Raw genomic sequence first — 24,050 nt, 5'->3', positions numbered from 1 at the left:
CGGGCGGGCGCCACCTGTTAAAAGCGTTCCACGTGGAACTGGGCCATAGCGCCACACCCTGCTCATCCCTTGTTCCACGTGGAACCGGTGTAGCGCTTCAACCAGTAATCCTCCCGCTCGCGCATTTTGGCCTGTTCCACCTTTGACTTGTCTTTATACCCGCAGAGATGTAATAAACCATGAAACATGACCCGGTAGAGCTCAGCGGCAAAGGGAACCGCGAAGTTTTGAGCATTCTCCCGAACGCGATCGATACTGATATAGATGTCCGATTCAATGGGCGCACCCGGAGCATTGTACGGGAAGGTTATGATGTCCGTATAGGTATCGTGGTTGAGGTGCTGCTGGTTTATCTCCAGCAAATAGGCATCGGAACAGAAGATGTAATTGATCCCACCCACCTTCTGCCCCTCTGCCTTGGCTAACTTCAGCAGGAAAGCCTTCAGTTCGGTACGTTTGGTGAAGTGGAAGCGCTGATCCGTGTAGTGAAAGTGAATGGCAGAGGAGTTCATGACCCAAAATTCGGGAAAGCGCACCCAATACCTGCCTTAGCTTTGTCCTCTCATGACGAAACGCTTATCTGAACTCCGCCAGGGCCAACGCGGCCTCATCCACAGCTTCAGCAGCTCAGAGCTTGAACTGAAACTGATGGAGATGGGTTGCATCCCGGGCGAGGAAGTAGTAGTAGAGCAGGTGGCCCCCCTCGGCGACCCGATCTCGATCAAAGTCGCTGGCTATTCCCTCAGCCTGCGCCGCAACGAAGCCCAGGAAATCATCGTTGAACAATAAGCCATGAACATCGGCCTTTACTTCGGTTCCTTCAACCCTATTCATACCGGCCACCTTATCATTGCCTCGCACGTGCTGAATGAAGGCGGGCTGGACAAAGTCTGGTTTGTTGTGTCCCCGCAGAATCCCTTCAAGCCTTCTGCCAGCCTCCTCAACGAATACGACCGCCTGCACCTTGTTCAGAAAGCAATTGAGGGAGACGACCGGCTCCGCGCCTCCGACGTGGAGTTTGGCCTCCCCCGCCCATCTTACAGCGCCTTTACCCTGGCGCATCTTTCCGAGAAGTATCCCACCCACCGCTTCAAGATCATCATGGGCTCGGACTCATTCCAGAACCTCAATAACTGGAAGAACCCGGAAGCCATTATCCGCCACTACCCGATCCTGGTCTACCTGCGCCCCGGCTTCCCGGTGACGGATACCCTCGGAGCGGAGGTACAACTGCTGCAGGCGCCCTTGTTGGAGATATCGGCAACGCATATCCGGAAACTGGTGCAAGCCGGCAAGTCGATCCGCTACCTGGTGCCTGAAGTAGTGGCCGATGAAATCGCGGCCAGCCGGTTCTATACCACTCCCGGCCCCCTGTCCCCCAAAGGGGGCACGTAGACCGGAATGGTCTCCAGGCACTGACCGTCCTAAAGCAGAAAGGGGTATTCTTCCAAGGCAGCATTTCGGCTAACCCAACCTGTTGAAGGGAGCCGGTTTATCATTAGGCAGACGCCCCTAGCCTTCCCCGAAGCCTACCTTCTGGATTCGCCCAAGCTCGCAAATCGTGAAAACATCTTTGGAAGGCCTGTCGCATACGTTCCGGGGACCAAAAACATCTTGGGAAGACCTTTTCCGTAGAAAACGGCACTCCCAACTTTTTGTAAGTGGTTGCTTCGAACAGGACAGGCAGTAAAAACATCTTAGGAAGACTTCCATCGAACGGGATAGGCACCTATAAAAAGTTAGGAATGCCTCCTTCGTTCGGGACAGGCACCGACAACTTCTTAGCACCAGTATCCGCTAGCCGAAAGGCAGTAACAACATCTTATAAAGGCTTTTATTGAATCCCGAAGGCACCTGTAAGTTTTTCGAAAGAAATAGGGCTTGGCGAAAACGGCTGGACACCTGCAGCAAGCGGTTGGTACCCGCTAACGAGGTGGCCTATGCGAAATAGCCAAGCAGCAGGCAGCCGGCAACGAGCACCGGGGAGATGACGCGGGTGAACTGCAGCAACAAAAACGTAGCGACGATCACCGCGATGTTGAGGAGGCTCCGGCTATGGCCGTCGAACATTGCCACGTCGCGCGCGATGTAGAATGTAGCCGCGATCATAATACCCACTACGGCGGCATTGATCCCTTCGAGGGAGCGATAAATGGCCGCGTACTTTTTTAGGTTTGTCCAGATCGGGAAAAAGAACAGCACCAGTAACGCACTGGGCAGAAAGATGGCGACCGTGCCGATGACGCAGCCCAGCACCTGGTGCCAAGGCCCTTCGTTGCGCAGCGCCATACCGCCGGTGAATGAACCGATAGAGAACACCGGTCCGGGCATAGCGCGCACCAGGCCGATACCCGTCATCATCTCCTCTTTGTCGATCCGGATCGCGTTGGGATTGTTGGCCCGCACCAGCGTGTCGTTGGGCCGCACGGAGAACTGCTCGTACATCAGGGGCATCAGCACGTGACCGCCGCCGAACACAAAGCTGCCCATCCGGTACATATTCTCAAAAAGATTAATAGGTTTCCGGTCGGGCCAGTTGTTGGTTCGGGCCGACTCACTGAGCACACCGGCAAACATAAATATGATCGCAAACAACCATATGTTCCACCACTTGATCTTTCGCGGCTTCACCTCCCGTTGCGGAATACGCTTGCGGCTCAAATTGGTCGCCGCACCGCTCAACAGGATCAGCGCCGGGAAGATCCAGGGGTACTGGAAAAACGAGTAGGTGACCACGGTGCACAACAGCATGATGATCCAGGTGATAGTATTACGCACCGACTTGTTGAACACGGCCACCGAGGCATAGGCCAGGAAGCCGATAGCCATCGCCGGTATGTAGCGGAAAATATCGGTGTGCATTGAGCGCCGATCGAGGTGCGGAAGCAAGAATGATAAAGCACCCATCAGGATGCAGGCCGGGGCTATCCAAACCAGCAGCGTCAGCACCGCCAGCACCACTCCTCCCCGCTTGTACCCGATCAGCGTCAACGTTTGGGTAGACGAAGCCCCGGGCAACAGGTTGCAAAATGCATTGTATTCGAGCAGCTCCTCTTCCGTCACGTAGGGCGTTTGCCGCACAAAGGTTTTCAGCATCATCGCCATATGGGCCTGCGGTCCACCCACCGCCGTAAGGGCATGCAGGAACACCGATTTAAGAAAAGGTATATGGCGCAGCAACATGAGGGGCTAAATTAACGAAAAGGCCTAAGTATCTTTCCCATACAAATGCTCACATGACGCGCTCCATCATCCTGCCTTTGCTTCTGCTCTCCACCGTGACCACTTCCGCACAGGATCGCTTTGCTTCTTCAATCGAAAGAGGCGCCGATCGCATCGAGCCCCAGTGCATTGCCTGGCGACGCGACCTACATGCGGCGCCCGAACTCGGCAACCGCGAAAGCCGCACCGCCAAACTGATCGCGGATCATTTGCGCGCGCTTGGCTTTGACGTGCAGGAAGGCGTGGCCCATACTGGTGTGGTCGGAATCCTGCGCGGTGGCAAGCCCGGCGCAGTCGTTGGCCTGCGCGCCGACATGGATGGCCTCCCGGTGACCGAGCGAACCGATGTACCCTTCGCCTCGAAAGTACGTACGCAATACAATGGCCAGGAAGTAGGCGTGATGCACGCCTGTGGCCACGACAGCCACGTAGCGATGTTGCTGGCCGTAGCCGATGTGCTCGCGCCCTTGAAGAAAGACCTTCCCGGAACGGTGAAATTCATTTTCCAGCCATCGGAGGAAGGAGCACCTGCCGGCGAAGAAGGCGGCGCTGCCCTTATGATCAAAGAAGGTGTGTTGGACAACCCGAAGGTGGATGCCTTGTTTGGTCTGCACATCAACGCACAAACACCCGTGGGCACGATTCGCTATCGTGCCGAAGGAATGATGGCCGCGGCCGATTGGTTTCACATTACCATCAAAGGAAAGCAGTCGCACGGCGCCCAACCCTGGATGGGGATCGATCCCGTGGTGATCGGCGCACAGATCATCAATGGGCTGCAAACAATCGTAAGCCGACAGTCGGAGCTGACGAAAAACGCGGTCGTCATCTCCACTACCATGGTACAGGCCGGCGTGCGCGAGAACATCATTCCAGAGCAGGTGGTGCTGAGCGGCACCATCCGCACGCTGGACAAGTTGATGCAGCAGGATGTGCTGCAGCGCGTGACCCGCACCGCCGAACACATTGCCGAAGCGTCGGGGGCAACGGCCACTGTGACCTTCGAACACAAAACCCTGGTGACGTACAACGATCCGAAACTGACCGAGCAAATGTTGCCATCGCTCCGCAAAGCCGCGGCCAACGTGCAGTTGATGGAAGCTGTAACGGGCGCGGAGGACTTTTCCTTTTTCGGAGACAAAGTGCCTTCGCTTTTTTTGTACGTTGGCGGAATGCCAAAAGACGCCGATCCGAAGTCGACGGCAGCGCACCATACCCCGGACTTTTACCTGGATGAAAGCGGGTTCAAAACCGGCATCAAAGCGTTTTGCTATATGGTAACGGATTACCTGGCAGCCGCGGCCAAGAAAAAATAATCAGCTGAAGATCTGGTAGGCGATAAAACTCATGACATACGCGATGGCCGTCATATAGGTAAACTGAATGAGCGGCCACTTCCAGGATTTGGTTTCACGACGCACTACAGCGAGCGTGCTCATACACTGCATGGCGAACACATAAAAGATCATGAGCGACACGCCCGTGGCGAGCGTGAACAGCGGTGTGCCGTCCTCCTTCTTCGCGTCACGCAGCTTTTGGCTGAGGCGTTGGCCTTCATCGTTTTCACCCACACTATACAGCGTGGCCATTGTGCCCACAAACACTTCGCGCGCGGCAAACGAAGTAATGAGGGAAATGCCGATGCGCCAGTCGTAGCCGAGCGGCTTAATGGCCGGCTCGATGGCCTGGCCGAGTATGCCGGCATACGACGCCTCCAGCTTCGACGCACGGTAGGCTGTCTGGATATCTTCGGCCGACAATTTGTTTTCTTTCACCGCCTGTGCGCGTTGCGCTTCCACAGCATCCATTCGCTTCGAAGGTCCGAAGGTGCTGAGTGCCCAGAGCGCCAGGCTGATGATCATGATCACGCGGCCGGCCTCGGTGACAAACACACGGGCCTTTTGCACCATCGTGGTGCCTACGTTCTTCCAGCGGGGCGCGCGGTAAATGGGCAACTCGAGGATAAAGAAGCTCTTCTCGTTGATGCGGATGAACTGCTTGGCTACCCACGACACGAACAGCGCCATCAGGAGCCCCAGTAAATACAGTCCCATCATCACCAGGCCCTGCAGGCTTACGAAACCGATGTAATAGGTATTCGGGATGACCAGCCCGATAAGGATCACGTACACCGGAAGGCGCGCGGAGCAGGAGATCAGCGGGGTGACCAGAATGGTGAGCAGGCGTTCCTTCCGGTTCTCAATGGCGCGGGCACTCATGATCGCGGGCACGGCGCAGGCAAAGCCGGAGATCAGCGGCATTACACTTTTACCATTCAGGCCAACACTGCGCATGAGGCGGTCGGTAAGAAAAGAAATGCGCGCCATATAACCCGTGTCTTCCAATAGCGTGATGAGCCCGAAGAGGATCATGATCTGCGGTACGAACACCAGGATGCCCCCGAGGCCCGCCACCACACCGTTGATCAGCAGGTCGCTGAACCAGCCGTCGGGCAGCACGTTCGACAACCAGCCGCTGGCGGCCGCAAAGCCGGAATCGATCCAGTCCATCGGGTACTGGGCCAGTAGAAATACAGATTGAAATAACAAGAAGAGTACCGCCAGCAAAATGAGGTAGCCCCACTTGCGGTGCAGCAACAGGTTATCAAGCCGGTCGGTGAACAGCGTTTGCTGCTTCGGGTCGGGCTCGGATACGGAGGCCTGCATCACATGCTTGATACGTGTGTAGCGCTGCATGATCTCGCTGGCCTGCGTACGGGTGTGGTTGAACTGGTGCCGCTCCTCGATGCTTTCGATGTTGTCCTGGATCGGCTGCGGCAGGTCGAAATGCTCGTGGTTAATCAGGTAATGGATGGCCGAATAATCACTCACCTCGGGCAGCAGGGCCTGCACGTCGCTGATGGCGGCGCCGGCCAGCTCGCGGTGGTCGATGAAATCGCGGGCGGGAACTTTATACACCTGCGTGGCTGTCAGCTCCATCGCTTTCTTCAGCTGCGGGATGCCTTTGCCCTTGCGCGGGTTAACGGCAATGATGGGTACGCCGAGTTCCCGCTCCATTTCGGCCAGGTTGATCTCGATGCCTTTGCGGCGGGCGAGATCCACCATCGTGAGGGCCAGCACCACCGGCTTTTTCAGGTCGATGATCTGGGTGCAGAACAGGAGATTGCGTTTCAGGTTGGAAGCGTCGACCACCACCACGAACACATCGGGATGCACTTCGGGATCCTGCCCGATCAGTACGCGGTAGCTTACCCATTCGTCGAGGCGCTTCGGGTAAAGGCTGTAGGTGCCGGGAAGGTCTACCAGGTTGGCGCTGAATTGCTCGGAAAGACGCAGCGTGCCCGTCTTCTTCTCCATGGTCACCCCCGGGAAGTTGCCCACCTTTTGGTTGAGGCCGGTGAGGCTGTTGAAAAGCGAGCTTTTGCCGCTGTTCGGGTTGCCCACTAAAGCGATATGTATGGTCCGTTTCGCCACGAGTGGCGCAAAGTTAAACTGCCCGTCGCGGCTGGGGTTACGAATTCAGGAGTTTTACCAAAGGTTTATTGGTGGAATGGGTCCCTTAGTTACCTGGTAACCAGCCCGCTACCAACCTTATTCTTCCAGGATGCGTCCTATTAGCGAAACACCGGTAAACGAATAGCCTCCAAACCTTAAAAACCGGGAGATCCCAAAGAACCTATCCTTACTTTTGTTTCACTCCCATAAACCTTATCGAATGCGCTTGTACCTGCTGCCTCTGTTGGTCCTTTTGTCGGCTTCTTCATTGGCTCAGAAATCCCGCAAGGAAGACGCCGAACTGGCGGCCAACCTGCGTAGCCACGTCACGTTCCTTACTTCGCGGGAACTCGAAGGCCGCCGCACCGGCACCGAAGGCGAGCGCCTCGCCGCCGAATACATCATGCTTCAGTTTGGAAAGGCCGGCCTCGCCCAAAAAGGCAGCGACGGATTTCTCCAGGCTTTCGAAGTAAACGACGGATTAAAGGTGGAAGGAACCAAGCTGCTGGTGAACGGAAACGAGCTCCGGCTGAACCAGGATTATTTCCCGCTGGCCTGGAGCGGCAACGCCCAGGTGAAAGGAAGCCCGGCGCTCGCGCTCGAGGAGCAGGGCAGTCCCTGGTTTCGCGACATGAAGGAGCTGCTCGAAGAAAACAAGCAGAACCCCCACTTCGACCTCGAGGAAGCCCTCCAGAAAATGGCGGCCAGCGTAAAAAAGCGCGGCGGCACAGCCCTGCTGCTGTATAATAGTTCCTCCATTGATGACGGCCTGGCCTTTGAGCCCAAAGACCACCGCCCGCGCGTGGAGATCCCGGTACTCTATCTCCGCAAGGAAGCTTTTAAAAAATACTTTTCCGACGAAAGCGCCTCGCACGATGTAACGCTCGTGTCGCAGGTAAGCCCGCAAACCCGCGAGGGCCACAACGTGGTGGGCTATATCGACAATGGCGCGCCGACAACCATTGTGTTTGGTGCGCACTTCGATCACCTCGGCCACGGCGAGGACGGCAACTCCATGTACCGTGGTACCGATAAGCAAATTCATTATGGTGCCGACGACAACGCGAGTGGCACGGCGGCACTGATGGAGCTGGCGCGCCTGCTGAAGGCATCGAAATACAAGCACAACAACTACCTGTTCATCGCCTTCTCGGGCGAGGAGCTCGGGCTCTACGGCTCGAAGTATTACGTGGAGCATCCTACCATCGACCTGAAGAGCATCAACTACATGGTGAACCTCGACATGCTCGGTCGTCTCAACGACTCGACGCATGTACTCACCATCGGCGGCTACGGCACCTCGCCATCCTGGGGGCAACTCTATGGCCTTACAGGAAAAAAAGCGCTCACCGCCGGCGACCTGGTGTACCGCTTCGACAGCAGCGGCACCGGCCCCAGCGATCATACGTCCTTTTATCGCAAAGACATTCCCGTGCTGTTTTACTTCACCGGCCTGCACAGCGACTACCACAAGCCGAGCGATGTGGCCGACAAACTCAATATCAATGGAGAGGTGCAGGTGCTGCGCCACATCCTGAGCCTCGTGCAGCACACCGATGGCGCCGGCCGCCTCGCCTTCAGCAAAACCCGCGAAGTACAAATGGGCTCGGCCCGATTCAGCGTTACGCTCGGCATTATGCCCGATTACACTTTCGCCGGTGCGGGTGTAAAAGTGGACGGTGTCAGCGACGGCCGCCCGGCACAAAAGGCCGGCCTGCAAGCAGGTGACATCATCACGGCCCTCGGTCCGCACAAGGTAACCTCGGTGGAGAATTACATGGAAGCCCTGGGGAAATTCAAGAAGGGCGACAGCACGACGGTAACTTACCAGCGTGGCGGCCAGGAAGCCACGACAACCGTACAATTTTAAAAAAGCAAGCAGCAATGGCGCAGATGAAACTCGTGTTGGACCATAGGGAGATGACGGACAGCTTTTTTGAGGACACCCGCCTCCTGGGCATCATGGCGCCCCTGCGCGACTATACCTTCTGCTGGCACATCAACCAGGTGATGGGTATCGACTTCCGGATCAACAACGAGATCGAGATCCAGCTGAAGCGCAAAAACCGCGACTACTTCTTTACCGTTTTTGAATATCTGCAGCCAAACACCAGCCTCACGCATTACCTCTACAACAACCAATACGATGGCGAGTACCTGCTGCCGGAATTCCGTCACCTGGATTTTCTCTGGTTGTTCAAAGGTGATCCCGTGAGCGATACCGAAATGGATTCGGTGCTGCAAACCATACGCAGCATCAAGGGCGTGCAGCTGGTGGTGGAAATGACCAACGAACAGATCAAGAATAAAGAACACCTCGTGTTTTAAGTAACCAAGTCGGAAATGGGAAGTCGGAATTCAACACGCAAATTCCGAGCGCACTTCAGGCTTAAAACTTGTACGTTATGTGGGAAGAAACCAACAACAGCCTCTACCGAAAATTTACATTTAAAGACTTCAGTGAAGCGTTTGCATTCATGACGCGTGTGGCTTTGATTGCCGAAGCGCAGAATCATCATCCCAAATGGACCAACACCTGGAACACGGTAGAGCTATGGTTGTCTACGCACGATGCCGGCGACGTGGTGACCGATAAAGACCGCCGCCTTTCCCAATCGATCAACGCGCTGGTATGAACTCCTGCGCCGGCACCGTGCTGATGATCCGACCTGCAGCCTTTCGCTACAACGAAGAGACAGCGGTGAACAATTACTTTCAGCAGCCCTCCCGTATTTCTACGGAGGAGTTGCAAACCCTTGCCCGGCAGGAGTTTGATGGGATGGTGCAGCAACTGCAGCGCGCAGGCGTGGAAGTGCTGGTGATTGAAGACTCACCGCAACCCGTGAAGCCCGATGCCGTGTTTCCCAACAACTGGCTCAGCACAACCGCCGATGGACGGGTGCACCTCTACCCGCTGTTTGCACCCAACCGGCGCGCCGAACGACGCAGCGGCATCGTTACCTTATTGCAACGGCTGTTCAACGTGGAGCGTGTAAACGACTGGTCTTTTCTTGAAGAGAATGGATTGTTCCTCGAAGGAACGGGCAGCATCGTGTTTGACCACAGCGGGAAAACAGCTTATGCGGCACTGTCGCCGCGCACGAGCCGCGAGGCACTGATGCTGCTGGCCGGCGCTCACGGCTATGCCCCGGTTTCTTTTGATGCGCAGGACGCACAAGGCCGGCCCATCTACCATACCAACGTGCTGCTCAGCATCGGCGACGGCTTTGCCCTCGGCTGTAGTGCCGCGTTAGTAAACGAAGAAGAACAAATGCAGGTGCAGCGCCGCCTGGCCGAGAGCGGCCACGAATGGATCGACCTGGACTTCGCCGAACTCGAAGCGTTTGGCGCCAACCTGCTGCAGCTGCAAAACCGGAAAGGCGAGCGGGTCATTGCGCTCAGCCAAACTGCTTTCGATGTTTTTCGACCGGCCACAAAAAATAAGCTCGAGCAATACGGCACCTTGCTGCCCATTGCCGTGCCCACCATCGAGCGCGTAAATGGCGGCAGCGTGCGTTGTATGTTGTGCGAGATCTTTCTGACACCTAAGGCAGCACCAGCAGGCGCTTCTCCCCTTTCGCAATAAAGCGGCCGACCGGCTCGGCATAACAGCCTTCCTTCCGCAACAGTTCCTGAACTTCCTCCGCAGCTTCAGGAGCTACGGCGATCAGCAGACCACCATTGGTCTGCGGGTCGGGCAGCACATTGAACGCTTCCATCACGTTCACGCCTTTTTCAAACTGCACTTCCTTGTTGTAGCTGTTCCAGTTACGGAAAGTAGCATCGGGAATGGTACGCTGCTGCAGGTAGGTATCGAGGCCATCCAGCTTGGGCAGTTTGCCGTATTGCAGCTCCGCACTTAATCCAGAGCCTTCGGCCATCTCGAGCAGGTGCCCCAGCAGTCCAAAGCCCGTAACGTCGGTGAGCGCGTGCACACCTTCGACCGCACCCAGCGCTGCGCCCACTTTGTTGAGTGCCGTCATTTGTGTTAGGAGCGGTGCATAGTGTTCTTCAGCCAGGAGGCCACGCTTCAGCGCGGTAGCGAATACGCCGACACCTACCGGTTTGCTGAGAAAGAGCAGGTCGCCTTCCTGCGCCGTGTTGTTACGTTTCAGGTCGGGTTCCTTTACCAGGCCGGTAACGGCAAGTCCGAAGATCGGTTCCGATGTGTCGATGCTGTGGCCACCGGCCAACGGGATGCCCGCTTCGGCGCAGATGGCGCGGGCGCCGGCCAGCACTTGTTGTGCGGCGGCTACCGGCAATTTTTCCACCGGCCAGCCCAGGATGGCGATGGCCAGCAGCGGCCTTCCGCCCATGGCATACACGTCGCTGATAGCATTCGCCGAGGCGATGCGTCCGAAGTCGTAGGGATCGTCGACGATGGGCACAAAGAAGTCGGTGGTGGAGATCACCACGTCCTCGCCCTGCAGGCGCCAGGCGGCCGCGTCATCGTTGCTGCCGTGGCCTACGAGCAGGTTGGGAAAAGAGCCGCTGCTGCCGCCCTGTAAAATCTCCTGCAGTACGGAGGGTGCGATCTTGCAGCCGCAGCCGCCGCCTTTGGAAAACTGGGTAAGCTTCAGTTCGTTCGTGGGTTCCATCAATTCGGTTTTTGGATCAGTATGCGTGCGTTGGTTTTGAGGTCGGCGCTGAAATAAACCTGGTAGCGGGCGCTGCCGCTTTGCAGCACCAGCAGTCCCGTATTAGGCGGCAGTGATCCCAGGTTTTCGGCCATGAGCGACAGCTCGTTCACTACGCCCGGTTTCAGGCGCACGGTATAGCGGAAGGCATGCTCGCTGAGGCGCACATGCTGCACCAACGGTTGCCCGTTGAGATACACGCTCACGCTGTCGCCGTCTACAAGACCGTTATCGTAAAGCGCGATCTCCACACTGTCGGCACGGAGAGTTACGTTCTGGATGGTTTGCACCTGCCGCTCCGTGAAAGCCAGCGGGCGCGGCGGTTCGGCCTTCGCTGCCGGCGGCGGGTAGTGCTCGCGCAGCTTGGCCACGAGGGCCGAGGATGTGCTGTCGCGCTTGCGCTTCAATGCGAAGGTGCCGGTTGCCGGCGCCCATTGCCGGGTGCGGTTGGTGGACCATTTGCCCTTCAGCGAATCGATACCGTTGATCAGCTCTACCACCAGCATGCGGCGGATACCTTTCGGCGGCGGGGCTGGAAAATTGTTCTCGAGCATTTCGTCTTCGTGCAGGCGCAGGATCAGTCCTTCCTTCACATCGCCCCGCACCTTGCGGAAGCCGAAGTGAAAGCGGTCATTCAGCAAGAAGCTCGTGTAAGCGTAGCCTTCCACCTTTTCACCGCGTTGCTGCAGCGACAGCTCGTATTGCTGCACCAGCCCGGTGCTGTCGTTGCGCAGCGTACCGGTATAAAGGCCGGTTACTTCCTGCGCACCGGCGGCGAAAGAAAGAAGGGTCATCCAAAAGAAAAAAATTCGTTTCATAGGGCAGACAGGATAGCGTGCACATTTTCGGGTGTCACATCGGTTACGGAAATGGTTTGCAGGCGCCCTTCGAGATCCTGGCGGCCGTGCAGTCCTTTAAGGTACAATTTATCGTAGTAACGCAGCAGGATGGCGAAGCAGGCTGTGAGGTCGCCGGCATCAAGGTGCTGCAGGGCCATTTTTGTTTCGAGGCCCCCAAGGCGTTTGCTGATACGGCCGATGGCGTCGCGGAGACGTTCCCGGTCCAGTACGCCGTACTCTTCCACGATATGCCGGAGCCGCGCTTCAAAGGGAATGTCGACGAAAGAGATCGGGGCGGCCAGCAACTGCGGCCAGAGTGCATGGGGTATGTGCCGTTGGCCGATGCGCTGGCTTTCGTCTTCGAGCCACAATCGTGAGCCGTCAGCCGTGAGCCGTGAGCGGGCGGCGTCGAGTTGAAGTGCCAGCAGGTTTTCGAATAGCTCCTGCGACGGTTGCGCCGGCATTCCGATGTTGCCGAAGGCGGAGCCCTTGTGGCCGGCCAATCCTTCCAGATCAATCACGAGTTCACCGGCTGCTTTGAGGAGGTGCAGTAATTCGGTCTTGCCGCTGCCGGTATAGCCACCAAGCACCCGGAAGGGATAGGCGAGGGTAAACTGTTCGAGCACCCAGTTGCGGAAAGCTTTGTAGCCGCCGTCGAGCACGTGTACGTCGAAGCCGTAAAGCCCGAGCAACCAGGCCACGGCGCCGCTGCGCATACCGCCGCGCCAGCAGTAGAGATATACCGGCGCGGTGCTGTCGAGCCCCCTGCTCTTAGCCGCGCGCTCCACGGTTTCCACCATGTTGCGCATCTTGGGGCCGAAGGCGTCGAGGCCGATCTTGATGGCGTGCTCGCGGCTCACCTGCTTGTAGGCGGTGCCCACCAGCGCGCGCTCCTCGTTGGTGAACAGCGGCAGGCTCACCGCACCCGGCAGCTGCGCGTGCTCATACTCGCCCGGCGAGCGTACGTCGAAGAGCAGTGCGTCTTTGCAAAGGGTGAGGAATTCCTCTATGGGGTGGCGTTGAATGGGCACGGGGGCAAAGATCGGGATTCGTGGCGCGCACGCGCGCTGGAGAGAAAGAACGCAGATCTTTTATGATGATTAAGATTTACGCGGATTGTATTACCGCGAATCAGATCATAATAAATCATAACAAATCTGCGTATCCGTTCTTTCACTCACGAAAAAGCCCCTCACAGGAGGGGCTCTCGTTGGTTAAGGGTGAAGCACTGGTTAATGGCCGGATTTCACCTTGCCATTGTCGGCATTGTATTTCACTTTTTCACCGGTCTGCTTGTCTTTGATCTTGATGTCGCCTTCATTGCTCGTCTTGACCTTCACATCCTTGTCTTTCACTTTATTGCCGTTGTCTTTCACCTTTACTTCGCCATTGGAACCCGTTGCGGCATCCTCGGTGCTGCCGGCTACCGTGGTCGTATCGTTCATCGAGTTCATATACCGCTGGTCGTCTTCGCTCCAGCGCTCATCGTAGCTCAGCCAGTTGTCGTTGGACGAGCTCTTGTATTTCAGGGTAGAGCCATCCATGCGGGCTTCACCCACCTGGTTCCAGTTGTCGTTGTCGGCACCGTATACCCACCAGGTGCGGCGGTCTACATAGCGCCATACCGGCTGATTGGTTTCTTCGTTGACTGCGCGGCGCGTGGTAGCATCATACTTAATGCGGATGGGCTTACCCGTTTTTGCGTCGAGGTAATTACCCGCCTGGCTGTTGACGCGGAAGGAGTCGGCCATAGCGGCGTAGTTGCCGGTGCTGGCCGTGGCGCCGGTCGATTCCGTTGTAGTGGTAGTGGTGGTGGTGGCGGTGGTATCGGCTGTGCCGTTATTGGTGCCATTGCCATTGCAGGCGGCCAGCGTAGCTGCGAAGGCAGCAATGCTCAGCCATTTTGCTTGTTTCATCTTGCGTTGAGTTTGTTTCGTTACTCAGCCTGCAAAAATGGTTCCTATCGGCCGGGCTGGGGCGGAGATACCACAGCCTTCGGCTGCGCTCAGGCTGACAAACATGCGTGAATGGCTGAGTAAGAAATGAAAAAGTCCCCTTGGAGGGGACTTTAGAATATTGTTTACGCTGGGGAATTATCTTCTTTTTCCCTTTGAAGCCGACGAAGCACCAGGGCTTCAACCGTTCATCGAAGCGAGGAACTCTTCGTTGCTTTTCGTACCGCGCATGCGGCGGAGCAACTCGTTCATCGCCTCTTCGGGATTCATGTCGTTGAGGTATACCCGCAGCAGGTTCATGCGCTGCAGCACGTCGCGCTCCAGCAGCAGGTCGTCGCGGCGGGTAGAGGAACCCACGAGGTCGATGGCGGGGAAAATGCGCTTGTTGGCCAGGCGGCGGTCGAGCGACAGCTCCATGTTGCCGGTGCCTTTGAATTCTTCAAAGATCACTTCGTCCATCTTGGAGCCGGTGTCGATCAGCGCGGTGGCCAGGATGGTGAGCGAGCCGCCGTTTTCAATCTTACGGGCTGCACCGAAGAACTGCTTGGGCTTCTGCATCGCGTTGGCTTCCACACCGCCGGAAAGCACTTTACCCGAAGAGGGCGCAACCGTGTTGTGGGCGCGGGCCAGGCGGGTAATCGAATCGAGCAGGATCACCACATCGTGGCCGCACTCTACGAGGCGCTTGGCCTTGTTGAGGGCAACAGTAGACACCTTCACGTGCTTTTCTGCGGGCTCGTCGAACGTAGAGGCGATCACCTCGGCGCGCACGGAGCGCTCCATGTCGGTCACTTCCTCGGGGCGCTCGTCGATGAGCACCACCATCAGGTATACTTCGGGGTGGTTGGCTGCAATAGCATTGGCCACTTCTTTCAGCAGTACGGTCTTACCTACTTTCGGCTGGGCCACGATGAGTCCGCGCTGGCCTTTACCGATGGGGGTAAAGAGATCCATGATGCGCGTGCTGTAGCCATTGGGCGCCATGAACAGGTTGAGCTTTTCGAAGGGGAACAGCGGTGTAAGGTATTCGAAGGGCACGCGGTCGCGCACGGCTTCGGGCGTTTTGCCGTTGATGGTTTCCACCTTCAGCAGCGCGAAATATTTCTCTCCTTCTTTCGGCGGACGCACGCTGCCGAACACGGTATCGCCCGGCTTGATGCCGAACAGTTTGATCTGCGAAGGCGATACATAAACGTCGTCGGGCGAGGAGAGGTAATTGTAGTCGGAAGAGCGCAGGAACCCGTAGCCGTCGGGCATCATCTCGAGCACGCCTTCACCGATCACCTGGCCGTCGAACTCCACATTGAAGGGATTTTCGTTGCGGTTGCTATTGCCGCGGGAAGCCCCTTCCGCTTTCTGGAAAAACTTGTTGATGTTGGGCGCGGAGATCATGCGCTCGGGTATCTGCACATCGCCAGGCTGACCGGGCTGACCCTGCTGGGGCTGGGGCCCCTGCGGCTGTGCCGGCTGCTGCTGGCTATTGCTTTTGCTCTCGGCCGAGGGCGCCTGCGCTTCGGCGATGGCGGCGTCGGTTTCCATGGGGAGCTCCGATTGCGAAGGCTGGGTCTCGTTCTTACGCGGGCGGCCACGCTTGGGGCGCTCGGCGTTTGCCGTGCGGTCGCCCTGTGCGCCGCGCTCGTTTTGCGCGGGACGCTGCTCTTCTTTTTTGGGAGCGGCGGAGGCCTGAGGGGCTGCTGCCGTGCGTTCGGGAGCGGCTTCAGCGCGGGCGGCACGCTCGGGAGCGGCTTTCCGCTCGCCTTCGTTGCGGCCGGCGCCGCGGCGTCCGCCCTTCTTGGGCTCTTCGGCTACGGGCGCTTCTTCGGTTTCTTCGGATGTATCTTCCACGATGGCTTCTTCGGTGGAGTTGGCGGTAGATGCTTTTACAATGCGGGTACGGCGGTTGCGCGCGCCCTTGCCGTCGTCCTGCTTGGCGGCGGGGCTGGCGGTGAGTGCCTGTTTGTCGAGGATTTTGTAGATCAGATCCTGCTTGCTTAATTTCCGGGCGTTGTCGATCTGAAGACGTTCAGCAACGTCCAGCAATTCAGGAACGAGCATGTCGTTCAACTGCAAAATATCGTACATACGAGTGCTTGAGTTTTAGTCACACGGCTAAAAGAACCGATGGCGTGAATGATCTTTTTTGAATGGTTTTGAACGGAATACCTGAGAAATAACCGGTAAAGGGGGATTGGTGCAGGAAGGGTTCCGAACGGGATTCCGCTGCAATTTTACAGCGAAAACAGGGAATCTAAAAATTTTCTTGCCGCACTGCTGTTGGGGAAAAGCCAAAACGTGAGGCGGGAGGCGTGAGGCGTCAACCGCGCGCAGGCCGATGTGCAGAAATTAAGAACGTCCCGCTTTGCGGGACGTTCTTCCGTTATCAGGCGTCAGTGACGGCTCACGCCTCACGCCTCACGCTTCACGGCTCACGCTCAGAGCAGCCCCGCCGCCGCCGAAATCTCCAGCATCCGGTCCAGCGGACGCTTGGCGGCAAGGCGCAGCTCTTCGTCCATGAGGATCTCGGGCTGCTCGTATTTCATGCAGAGGTAGATCTTCTCCAGGGTGTTGCGCTTCATGTGCGGACAATCGTTGCAGGCGCAGTGGTTGTCGGGCGGCGCGGGGATGAGCGTCTTGGAAGGGGCCTGTTTGGCCATTTGGTGCAGAATGCCGGCCTCCGTGGCCACAATGAAGCTCTGATACCCGGATTGCTTCACATAGGCCAATAATTGCGTCGTAGAGCCGATAAAATCAGCCACCCGCAGGATGGGCTCCTCGCACTCGGGGTGGGCGATGACCTTGGCTTCGGGGTGGCGCACCTTCAGTCGGGTGATCTTTTCGAGCGAAAAGATCTCGTGCACCATGCAGGCGCCGTTCCACAGCAGCATGTCGCGGCCCGTGGTCCGGTTGATCCAGCCGCCGAGGTTTTTGTCGGGGGCGAAGATGATCTTCTGGTCCTTCGGGAACGACTCCACGATGGCCTTGGCGTTGGAGGAGGTGCAGATGACGTCGGTGAGCGCCTTGATGCCTGCCGAGCAGTTGATATACGAAATGACGATGTGGTCGGGGTGCTGCTCGCGGAACTTGCGGAACAGCGGCGGCGGGCAGCCTTCGCTGAGCGAGCAGCCGGCCTTCAGGTCGGGGATGACCACCTTGCGCGAAGGGTTGAGGATCTTGGCCGTCTCGGCCATGAAGTGCACGCCGGCGAACACGATCATGTCGGCGTCGGTCTTCACCGCCGCCTGGGCGAGGCCGAGGGAGTCGCCGATGAAATCAGCGATGTCCTGGATATCGGGCTCCTGGTACAGGTGCGCCAGGATGACGGCGTTCTTTTCTTTCTTCAGCCGTTCGATCTCGGCAAACAGGTCGAGCGACGGGTCGATCGGCGCATCGATGAATCCCTTCTCGAGCAACTCGTTTTCCTGCGCTATCAACATTTCTTCGGGCATATAATAACTTATAGTATTCCTTATTTATTTAAAAGAGACCTATTACTATTAGGGCTGTGGATTTGGGGATAACGGTTCCGCCCATTCGGGAGTTTACAAAAAGGGTGCAGTTATACACCGCTATCCACCGTTTATCCCCAGCAAAGGTACCGGGTGACGCTTCATTCCTCCTCTTTTTCACCACCCTGTGGATAGAGCCCTGTGAAAACCGTTCCGGACATATGGTCTTTTTTCGGGTTGTGAATGAGACCGGGATAAGTTGCGGATAACCCACGTGCTTTCGAACCCCGACCGCCGGCGACGCGGTTGTTCCACCCGCGTGCACGTTTCACCCACCCGTTCCACGGGGGTTATGCCCCGGTTTTCCACCGTTATCCACAGGGAAAAACGGTCCCCGTAGAGACGCACCATGTGCGTCTCGCTATACACGTGCGTCTCCCGATGAATATCCGAAATGCATTTCCCTGCACCATATAATAAGATCGACAGCCCCCAAAATTTTCCCGGCAGGCCTTTCCCCCGGGCAGAAGTCCGAAAAAGGTTTTTGGGCCTGCCCCCCTGTAGTTTGCCGAAAAAAGATCTTTTTTGGGCTTCCACCCCCCTGTAGGTTGGGGAAAAAAGATCTTTTTCGGGCTTCCACCCCCCTGTAGGTTGGGGAAAAAAGATCTTTTCTGCCCTTCTCCCCCCTGTTATTTCCCCAAAAAAGATCTTTTTTGTCCGTCCCCCACCCTGTAGGCCGCGGAAAGAGGATCCTTTGCATAAAGGAACCAGACCACTGACGGCTCACGCCTCACGCCTCACGCCCGACGCCTCACGACCCGGCGAAAAGCCCTAAAAAACGGCCCGTATTGCGGTTTTCCACAATTTGTTGATAACCCCGAAACCCCTAAATTTGCCCACTCTGTAATAAAATAAATACCGAAACTCCACCTATGTCAGTTATTCAGAACATCAGGGACAAGTACGCACGTTTGATGGTTGTGCTCATTGCCGTGTCCCTCCTGGGCTTCATTTTGATGGACGCCTTTTCGAGCCGCAGCAACCTCTTCAGCGGCAACACGACCACCGTGGGTAAGATCAACGGAAAGAAAGTTGAGCTTACCGAGTTCGAGGCCAAGCTGAAGAACATGGAGGACATGCAGAAGGCCCAGGGCTACAACGTGGGCGACGCCGGCCGCCAGGGCCTCATTGAGCAGACCTGGAACCAGGAGATCGCCGAGAACCTGCTGGCCGACCAGTACGAAAAGCTGGGCATCACCGTGACCACCAAGGAAATGAATGACTACCTGTTCGGCGCCAACCCGCCCGCCGACCTGCGCCAGCGCTTTACCGACTCCACCGGTCAGTACAACGGCGCCCTCGCCGTGCAGGCCGTGAACCAGATCAAGAAGCAAGGCAAGCCCGAAGACAAGGAGCAACTCGCCAACTACTTTGAAAGCCTGCGCAAGCAACGCGCTTCCGAAAAATACAGCGCCCTGCTGAGCAACACCATCTATATGCCCAAGTGGCTGGTGGAAAAGCAGACCGCCGACAACGCCCTCGTGGCCCGCGCCTCTTATGTAGCGATTCCGTACACCACGGTCTCCGACTCCGCCGTGAAGGTGACCGACGCCGAGATCGACCAGTACATCAAGAAGCACCGCACCGAGTACGAGCAGAAAGAAGAGACCCGCAGCATTTCCTACGTGCTCTTCCCCACCCTGCCCACCGCCGCCGACACCGCCGCTACGCGCAGCGAGCTCGAAAAGCTCCGCGCCGGCTTCGACACCACGACCAATTATGCACAGTTCACTGCCGTCAACAGCAGCACGATGCCTTACTACGACGGCCTCGTGAGCAAGAAGCAGATGCAGCAGCCCAACAAAGACTCCATCCTCGCCGCCGGCGTGGGCGTGACCTACGGTCCTTACCTCGACCGCAACCAGCAGAACAACCAGTCGTACCTGGTGCTGTCGCGCATCGTGGAAGCCAAGAACATCGCCGACACCGTGAAGGTGCGGCACATCCTGCTCAGCGTAGCCCGCGTAGACCCGCAGTCGGGCCAGCAGGTGCCCGGCCGTGAAGACGCCGCCGCCAAGACGCTCGCCGACTCGATCCTCAACGCCATCAACAGCGGCGCCCGCTTCGACAGCCTCGTAACGAAATATTCCGACGACCCGGGTTCGAAAGACAAGGGCGGCGTATACGACAGCATCGGCTTCGGCCGCATGGTGCCCCAGTTCAACGACTTCATCTTTACCCACAGCCCCGGCCAGCGCGGCGTGGTAAAGACCGACTTCGGCTACCACATCATCGAAGTGCTCGGCGCCCGCGGCTCCGACATGGCGTACAAGATCGCTTACATGGCCCGCCCCATCGTAACCGGCGACCAGACCGAGAACGACGCCAACACCGCCGCTTCGCAGTTTGCCGCCGACAGCCGCAGCCTCGAATCGTTCAACCAGAATTACGACAAGAACCTCCGCGCCAAAGGCATCAACAAGCAGACGGCCGACCTGCGCGAACTGGACTTCAACATCCCGGGTGCCGGTACCTCGCGCCCGCTGGTGAAAGAAGTATTCACCGCCAGCAAAGGCGAGGTGCTCCCCGTTCAACGCCTCACCTCGGGTGGGTACATTGTGGCCGTGGTTACCGCCATCAACCCCGCCGGTGTGCAGAGCGTTGCCCAGGCCCGCGCTGCCCTCGAGCCCGTGCTGCGCAACAAGAAAAAAGCCGAGCAGATCAAGAAGAATATCGGTACGATCAGCACCCTCGAAGCGGTAGCCTCCAAGGTGAACCAGCCCATCGCCACCGCCGACAGCCTGCACTTCAATGGCAACAACAACGTGCTCGGCTTCGAGTACAAAGTGATCGGTGCTTCCTTCAACCCCGCCAACAAAGGCAAGGTGGTGAATGAAGCCATCGAAGGCCAGGGTGCCGTATACGTGCTCCGTGTAGACAACGTGAGCGCCGCCGCCGCCGAAGCCGCCGGCATCGAGCAGCAACGCGCCCTGCTGATGCAGGACGCCCGCCAGCGCGCCGGCCAGGCCAGCCCCATCGAGGCCCTGAAAAAAGCCGCCAGCATCAAAGACTACCGCGCCAAGTTCTATTAAGCGTTAAATGTTTCGGTATCGAAAAGGCCCTCCAGTAACTTTGGAGGGCCTTTTCTATTGAAGATCGAATAATCATTATTGGATATGGAATAACGGTTTGACTTTCCCTCCGATATTCAATAGCTATTATTCAATAGACATTATTCAATGCCCCGCACATGACCGAAAACACCCCCTTCGTCAATAAAGTCGCGGCCGCCGGCCTGCTGACCCTCGACCTCGAAACCTTTCTCCCGAAAGCACCCATCGCCTTCTTCGACCTGAAGGACCACCTGTTTATGGGCCTCATCCTGAAGGAAAAGGATTTCCGCGAAGCCCTCAAGGCGAAAGACTGGAACGAATGGGCCGGCAAGTACGTGGCCGTGGGTTGCAGCGTGGACGCCATCATTCCCGTGTGGGCCTATATGCTGGTAGCGAGCTACCTGCAGCCCGTAGCCCGCGAGGTGTTCGTGGGCAGCGAGACCGAGCTGTATAAACACATCGTGCTGAATAATATCCAGGCCGTCAACGCCGCCGACTATGAGGACCAGCGCGTGGTGGTGAAGGGCTGCGGCGACGTGGCCATCGAGCCCTACGCTTATGCGGCCATCACGCAAAAGCTGTTGCCGTTGGCCAAAAGCGTGATGTACGGTGAGCCCTGCAGCACGGTGCCGGTGTATAAAAAGAAAGCCTCCCCAAACCCCTCCGAAGGAGGGGGGTCGCAAGCGTCATGAAAAGAATAATCCCTGTCTTACCGATACTGATCGTACTCGCCGCCTGCAATGCCTCCGACAACAGCGACGCACCCGCGTCGTCCGACACGCTGGTTACGAAGGCGCACGACGAGCAGCCTGTGGAGACGCAGGCCACGGCGCTGACCGCGCTCTTTTCCGTGATGAAAGGCGTGGATGCGGGCTTCGATCCAAAAAATTTTTCCGCTTTCGCGGATGATGGGTCGCTGGCGCCCGACACACTCCGCTTCGACCGGCGGGAATTCGAGAACTGGAAGCCCTGGCTCCTGTACAATGCCGACAGCAGCCGCGCCATCGACCTCGTATCGTACAATTATACCATCGAACGCCGCGGCGGACGCGCCGTGCTCGAAGGCGCCGGTCCGGATATGCAGATCGCCGCGCTCGATTTCCCCAAAGGCACGCGCCGCCAGCTGCTCTTTGCCGGCCCCGGCGCCCTCAGCCTCGACGCGGTGTGGAGCGATCCGCACACCGTTTTGCTGGCGCAGGCGCAGCTCGAAGGGCGCGGGCAGGACCGTACCTACCGCTACCGCGTGCTCCTGCACAAATACGACCTGGCCAGCGGCCGCCGCTGGACGAGCACCTATCCGACCCTGCTCACCGGCAATCCCGCCGACCTGGTGCAAAAGGATTTTGAAAAATAATTTGAAGAGACGCACCATGTGCGTCTCTTTTATCCGGCAACACCGCATCCGTACAGACGCACCATGTGCGTCTCTTCATTGCCGACACGGAATCAAGGAGACGCACATGGTGCGTCTCTACGGGTGATGAAATCATCCCTTCGCCGGATTGTTTTCAATATACCGGCGCACGGCCTCCAGGCCTTTCGGCGAACGGATGATCCGATCATGAAAACGTGCGTGCCATTGAAAGGGAATGCCGTTGTGTTTGGCATAAGAGCTCACGGCACCTTTGTAATTGCGGATTACCGAAGCGAGGTTGTTTGACTGTGGGCCGAAAATACCTCCGGCCGATGCTCCTTTTTCTTTCGGAACCGTCACTTCCGACGCATCGTCGGCCGGAAATGTGTCCTGCTGAAGAATAGATTGGTTCTTGAAAAAAAGAATACCGTGCACGTGATCCGGCATCAACACAAAGGCCTCCACCTGTGCAAACGGGAAATGTTCCGGTATACGCATCCAATAATCTTCAGCGATACGTCCTACAGGGGATGGCTGCATTTTCCCGTTGGTCAGCGTTCCGAAAAACCGCTCCCGGTTCTTTGTGCAAATGGTGACGAAATAATATCCACCCCGGCTATAATCGTATCCCTTCAGCCGGGCGCTTCCGATTCGGTATTTATTGCGAAAACGTTCTTCCATGATACGCCGTTTGTAGCACCAAAATTCAAAACGACGTAGGTGGCAGCCATGTGAAAACCAACAGGAATTCCCGTTTTTTTCCCCACGTAGAGACGCATCATATGCGTCTCTTTTATAAAAACGCACCCATAGTGCCGCCACCCATCCCCCGGGATTAAAACCAGCCCCTTCTGCGGAACACACCGATCATCCATACCGGGATGAGGAGCATCAGGCAAACAGAAATGAGGAAGCCCCATTTGTTGTGCAGCAGCGGGATCTGCTCGAAGTTCATTCCGAAGATGCCGCCGATAACGGTGGCGGGCGCCAGCAGGCAGGTAACCACCGCCATCACCTTCATCACTTCGTTCATGCGCAGGTTGACGTTGTTGATGTAGAGATCCTGCATCGACATCATGATATCGCGGTAGTTTTCGGAGAGGTCCGCGGCCTGTACGATATGGTCGTATACGTCTTTGAAATACTTGTTGGTGCTTTCTTCCAGCAGGCCGCTTTCGCTGCGGATGATGTTGCTCACGAGGTCGCGCACGGGCATGATGTTGCGCTTGAGCACGATCAGCTCCTTGCGCAGGTTGTTGATCCGCGCCATGGTGATGTTGCTGTTGTTGCGCACCACTTCCTCCTCGAGCTCCTCGATGCGTTCGCCGAGCTTTTCCATCACCAGGAAGTAGTTGTCCACAATAACGTCGAGCAGCGAGTAGCAGAGGTAGTCGGCGCCGCGCTGGCGCAGCTTGGAGTTGACCATCTTGAGGCGTTCGCGCACGGGCGTAAACACGTCGCGCGCGGGGTCTTCCTGGAAGGTGATCACGAAGTCGCGGCCGAGCACGATGCTTACCTGCTCATGGTCCACGCTGGATTCCTTGGGGTCGAAATAAAGCATGTTGAGCAGGCAGTAGAGAATGCCGTCCACCTCGTCCATCTTGGGGCGCTGCCCGCGGCTCTGGATGTCTTCGGCCAGCAGCGGGTGGATGTCGAAATGGGCGCATACTTTTTCCACATCTTCTTTGCGGATGCCGTCGATATTGATCCAGGAAATGAGCCCGTTGTTCTTGCACGAAAAGATGTCATCCACCTTTTCAAAGCGATGTTCGTGCATGGCCTGCCCATCGTAGTTGTACACGTAAACACTGATGGCGGTCACGGGCGTGGGCAGGCGCTCCACGGTGGGGTTCACGTGCAGGATTTCCTTCGTGCGCTTCGGTCCGAAAAGCACGTCGGGAAGCAGGAAGCGGAGGTAGTTGCGGGACGCCATGGGAAATGCTATTGAATAATATCTATTGAATAATGTTTATTGAATAGGGTCTGGTCGGTCGACAAAGTACTTATGCAATATTCAATATTGATTATT

The 24,050-nt window shown here is 57.2% G+C and carries 21 protein-coding genes; 10 read left to right on the top strand and 11 right to left on the bottom strand.

The annotated features are described in order from the left end of the window. Positions 1-62: 62 nt before the first annotated feature. Positions 63-512, bottom strand: coding sequence for an rRNA maturation RNase YbeY (gene ybeY / locus E0486_RS11120; protein WP_131852253.1), 450 nt, complete (start codon positions 510-512; stop codon positions 63-65). Between the two features lie 52 nt (positions 513-564). On the opposite strand from ybeY, the gene E0486_RS11115 reads away from it, so the two are divergent. Beyond that, a complete protein-coding gene (locus E0486_RS11115) occupies positions 565-789 on the top strand; it encodes a FeoA family protein (protein ID WP_131852252.1) in 225 nt (74 codons plus the stop codon). Between the two features lie 3 nt (positions 790-792). After that, positions 793-1,395, top strand: a complete 603-nt coding sequence (nadD, locus tag E0486_RS11110) for a nicotinate (nicotinamide) nucleotide adenylyltransferase (RefSeq protein WP_131852251.1) — start codon at positions 793-795, stop codon at positions 1,393-1,395. Positions 1,396-1,938: 543 nt separating this feature from the next. On the opposite strand, the gene chrA is transcribed toward nadD, so the two are convergent. Then, positions 1,939-3,183: a chromate efflux transporter gene (gene chrA, locus E0486_RS11105; protein WP_131852250.1), complete on the bottom strand. Its 1,245-nt coding sequence runs from the start codon at positions 3,181-3,183 to the stop codon at positions 1,939-1,941. Positions 3,184-3,236: 53 nt separating this feature from the next. Here chrA and E0486_RS11100 point away from each other — a divergent pair, with 53 nt between their 5' ends. Further along, positions 3,237-4,538: an amidohydrolase gene (locus E0486_RS11100; protein ID WP_131852249.1), complete on the top strand. Its 1,302-nt coding sequence runs from the start codon at positions 3,237-3,239 to the stop codon at positions 4,536-4,538. On the opposite strand, the gene feoB is transcribed toward E0486_RS11100, so the two are convergent. After that, positions 4,539-6,656: a ferrous iron transport protein B gene (gene feoB, locus E0486_RS11095; protein WP_131852248.1), complete on the bottom strand. Its 2,118-nt coding sequence runs from the start codon at positions 6,654-6,656 to the stop codon at positions 4,539-4,541. It lies immediately after the preceding gene. A gap of 241 nt (positions 6,657-6,897) precedes the next feature. Here feoB and E0486_RS11090 point away from each other — a divergent pair, with 241 nt between their 5' ends. The 4 genes from E0486_RS11090 (at position 6,898) to ctlX (ending at position 10,263) form a co-directional block, all read left to right on the top strand. Further along, complete coding sequence (locus tag E0486_RS11090) at positions 6,898-8,547, top strand: M20/M25/M40 family metallo-hydrolase (RefSeq protein WP_131852247.1); 1,650 nt, start codon at positions 6,898-6,900, stop codon at positions 8,545-8,547. A gap of 14 nt (positions 8,548-8,561) precedes the next feature. Further along, a complete protein-coding gene (locus tag E0486_RS11085; protein WP_131852246.1) occupies positions 8,562-9,005 on the top strand; it encodes an IPExxxVDY family protein in 444 nt (147 codons plus the stop codon). Positions 9,006-9,082: 77 nt separating this feature from the next. Beyond that, entirely contained in the window at positions 9,083-9,313 is a 231-nt protein-coding gene (locus E0486_RS11080) for a 4a-hydroxytetrahydrobiopterin dehydratase (protein ID WP_131852245.1), read from the top strand. Further along, positions 9,310-10,263, top strand: coding sequence for a citrulline utilization hydrolase CtlX (gene ctlX / locus E0486_RS11075; RefSeq protein ID WP_131852244.1), 954 nt, complete (start codon positions 9,310-9,312; stop codon positions 10,261-10,263). Before E0486_RS11080 ends, ctlX begins: the two co-directional genes overlap by 4 nt. Here ctlX and selD read toward each other — a convergent pair. The 6 genes from selD to nadA form a co-directional block, all read right to left on the bottom strand. Beyond that, entirely contained in the window at positions 10,223-11,275 is a 1,053-nt protein-coding gene (gene selD, locus E0486_RS11070) for a selenide, water dikinase SelD (RefSeq protein WP_131852243.1), read from the bottom strand. The two genes, ctlX and selD, sit on opposite strands and share 41 nt — an antisense overlap. Beyond that, positions 11,275-12,132 carry a hypothetical protein gene (locus E0486_RS11065; RefSeq protein ID WP_131852242.1) on the bottom strand — a complete coding sequence of 286 codons (858 nt, stop codon included), beginning with the start codon at positions 12,130-12,132 and terminating at the stop codon, positions 11,275-11,277. Before E0486_RS11065 ends, selD begins: the two co-directional genes overlap by 1 nt. Beyond that, a complete protein-coding gene (gene mnmH / locus E0486_RS11060; RefSeq protein WP_165917291.1) occupies positions 12,129-13,184 on the bottom strand; it encodes a tRNA 2-selenouridine(34) synthase MnmH in 1,056 nt (351 codons plus the stop codon). The genes E0486_RS11065 and mnmH overlap by 4 nt, the downstream gene beginning before the upstream one ends. Positions 13,185-13,385: 201 nt before the next feature. Next, positions 13,386-14,069, bottom strand: a complete 684-nt coding sequence (locus tag E0486_RS11055; RefSeq protein ID WP_131852240.1) for a hypothetical protein — start codon at positions 14,067-14,069, stop codon at positions 13,386-13,388. Positions 14,070-14,288: 219 nt separating this feature from the next. Further along, positions 14,289-16,190, bottom strand: a complete 1,902-nt coding sequence (gene rho, locus E0486_RS11050) for a transcription termination factor Rho (protein ID WP_131852239.1) — start codon at positions 16,188-16,190, stop codon at positions 14,289-14,291. A 350-nt stretch (positions 16,191-16,540) separates the two neighbouring features. Beyond that, positions 16,541-17,554: a quinolinate synthase NadA gene (nadA, locus tag E0486_RS11045; protein WP_243697426.1), complete on the bottom strand. Its 1,014-nt coding sequence runs from the start codon at positions 17,552-17,554 to the stop codon at positions 16,541-16,543. Between the two features lie 932 nt (positions 17,555-18,486). Here nadA and E0486_RS11040 point away from each other — a divergent pair. The 3 genes from E0486_RS11040 (at position 18,487) to E0486_RS11030 (ending at position 22,021) form a co-directional block, all read left to right on the top strand. Further along, positions 18,487-20,646: a peptidylprolyl isomerase gene (locus E0486_RS11040; protein ID WP_131852238.1), complete on the top strand. Its 2,160-nt coding sequence runs from the start codon at positions 18,487-18,489 to the stop codon at positions 20,644-20,646. Between the two features lie 158 nt (positions 20,647-20,804). Beyond that, positions 20,805-21,359: a DUF2480 family protein gene (locus E0486_RS11035; RefSeq protein ID WP_131852237.1), complete on the top strand. Its 555-nt coding sequence runs from the start codon at positions 20,805-20,807 to the stop codon at positions 21,357-21,359. Beyond that, the gene (locus E0486_RS11030; RefSeq protein ID WP_131852236.1) at positions 21,356-22,021 is read left to right on the top strand and encodes a hypothetical protein; all 666 of its coding nucleotides are present in this window, start codon (positions 21,356-21,358) and stop codon (positions 22,019-22,021) included. Before E0486_RS11035 ends, E0486_RS11030 begins: the two co-directional genes overlap by 4 nt. Before the next feature lie 132 nt (positions 22,022-22,153). Here the strand turns inward: E0486_RS11030 and E0486_RS11025 are convergent, their stop codons facing one another. Both E0486_RS11025 and corA read right to left on the bottom strand, forming a co-directional pair. Then, complete coding sequence (locus E0486_RS11025) at positions 22,154-22,702, bottom strand: transposase (protein WP_131852235.1); 549 nt, start codon at positions 22,700-22,702, stop codon at positions 22,154-22,156. A gap of 154 nt (positions 22,703-22,856) precedes the next feature. Continuing rightward, positions 22,857-23,954, bottom strand: coding sequence for a magnesium/cobalt transporter CorA (gene corA, locus E0486_RS11020; RefSeq protein WP_131852234.1), 1,098 nt, complete (start codon positions 23,952-23,954; stop codon positions 22,857-22,859). Positions 23,955-24,050: the final 96 nt, after the last annotated feature.

Source organism: Flaviaesturariibacter aridisoli, from assembly GCF_004343705.1.
Classification (GTDB): domain Bacteria; phylum Bacteroidota; class Bacteroidia; order Chitinophagales; family Chitinophagaceae; genus Flavisolibacter; species Flavisolibacter aridisoli.
The sequence above is the reverse complement of the archived record's forward strand: the minus strand, read 5'-3'. Positions and strand labels throughout refer to the sequence as shown.

Bases quoted from the DNA above. Each gene is read 5' to 3' on its own strand.
- E0486_RS11030 (WP_131852236.1), top strand. From the start codon at position 21,356: ATGAAAAGAATAATCCCTGTCTTACCGATACTGATCGTACTCGCCGCC.
- E0486_RS11055 (WP_131852240.1), bottom strand. From the start codon at position 14,069: ATGAAACAAGCAAAATGGCTGAGCATTGCTGCCTTCGCAGCTACGCTG.
- ybeY (WP_131852253.1), bottom strand. From the start codon at position 512: ATGAACTCCTCTGCCATTCACTTTCACTACACGGATCAGCGCTTCCAC.
- selD (WP_131852243.1), bottom strand. From the start codon at position 11,275: ATGGAACCCACGAACGAACTGAAGCTTACCCAGTTTTCCAAAGGCGGC.
- E0486_RS11065 (WP_131852242.1), bottom strand. From the start codon at position 12,132: ATGAAACGAATTTTTTTCTTTTGGATGACCCTTCTTTCTTTCGCCGCC.
- rho (WP_131852239.1), bottom strand. From the start codon at position 16,190: ATGTACGATATTTTGCAGTTGAACGACATGCTCGTTCCTGAATTGCTG.
- E0486_RS11085 (WP_131852246.1), top strand. From the start codon at position 8,562: ATGGCGCAGATGAAACTCGTGTTGGACCATAGGGAGATGACGGACAGC.
- chrA (WP_131852250.1), bottom strand. From the start codon at position 3,183: ATGTTGCTGCGCCATATACCTTTTCTTAAATCGGTGTTCCTGCATGCC.
- corA (WP_131852234.1), bottom strand. From the start codon at position 23,954: ATGGCGTCCCGCAACTACCTCCGCTTCCTGCTTCCCGACGTGCTTTTC.
- nadA (WP_243697426.1), bottom strand. From the start codon at position 17,554: ATGCCCGAAGAAATGTTGATAGCGCAGGAAAACGAGTTGCTCGAGAAG.
- E0486_RS11100 (WP_131852249.1), top strand. From the start codon at position 3,237: ATGACGCGCTCCATCATCCTGCCTTTGCTTCTGCTCTCCACCGTGACC.
- nadD (WP_131852251.1), top strand. From the start codon at position 793: ATGAACATCGGCCTTTACTTCGGTTCCTTCAACCCTATTCATACCGGC.
- E0486_RS11025 (WP_131852235.1), bottom strand. From the start codon at position 22,702: ATGGAAGAACGTTTTCGCAATAAATACCGAATCGGAAGCGCCCGGCTG.
- ctlX (WP_131852244.1), top strand. From the start codon at position 9,310: ATGAACTCCTGCGCCGGCACCGTGCTGATGATCCGACCTGCAGCCTTT.
- E0486_RS11040 (WP_131852238.1), top strand. From the start codon at position 18,487: ATGTCAGTTATTCAGAACATCAGGGACAAGTACGCACGTTTGATGGTT.
- E0486_RS11035 (WP_131852237.1), top strand. From the start codon at position 20,805: ATGACCGAAAACACCCCCTTCGTCAATAAAGTCGCGGCCGCCGGCCTG.
- E0486_RS11115 (WP_131852252.1), top strand. From the start codon at position 565: ATGACGAAACGCTTATCTGAACTCCGCCAGGGCCAACGCGGCCTCATC.
- E0486_RS11090 (WP_131852247.1), top strand. From the start codon at position 6,898: ATGCGCTTGTACCTGCTGCCTCTGTTGGTCCTTTTGTCGGCTTCTTCA.
- E0486_RS11080 (WP_131852245.1), top strand. From the start codon at position 9,083: ATGTGGGAAGAAACCAACAACAGCCTCTACCGAAAATTTACATTTAAA.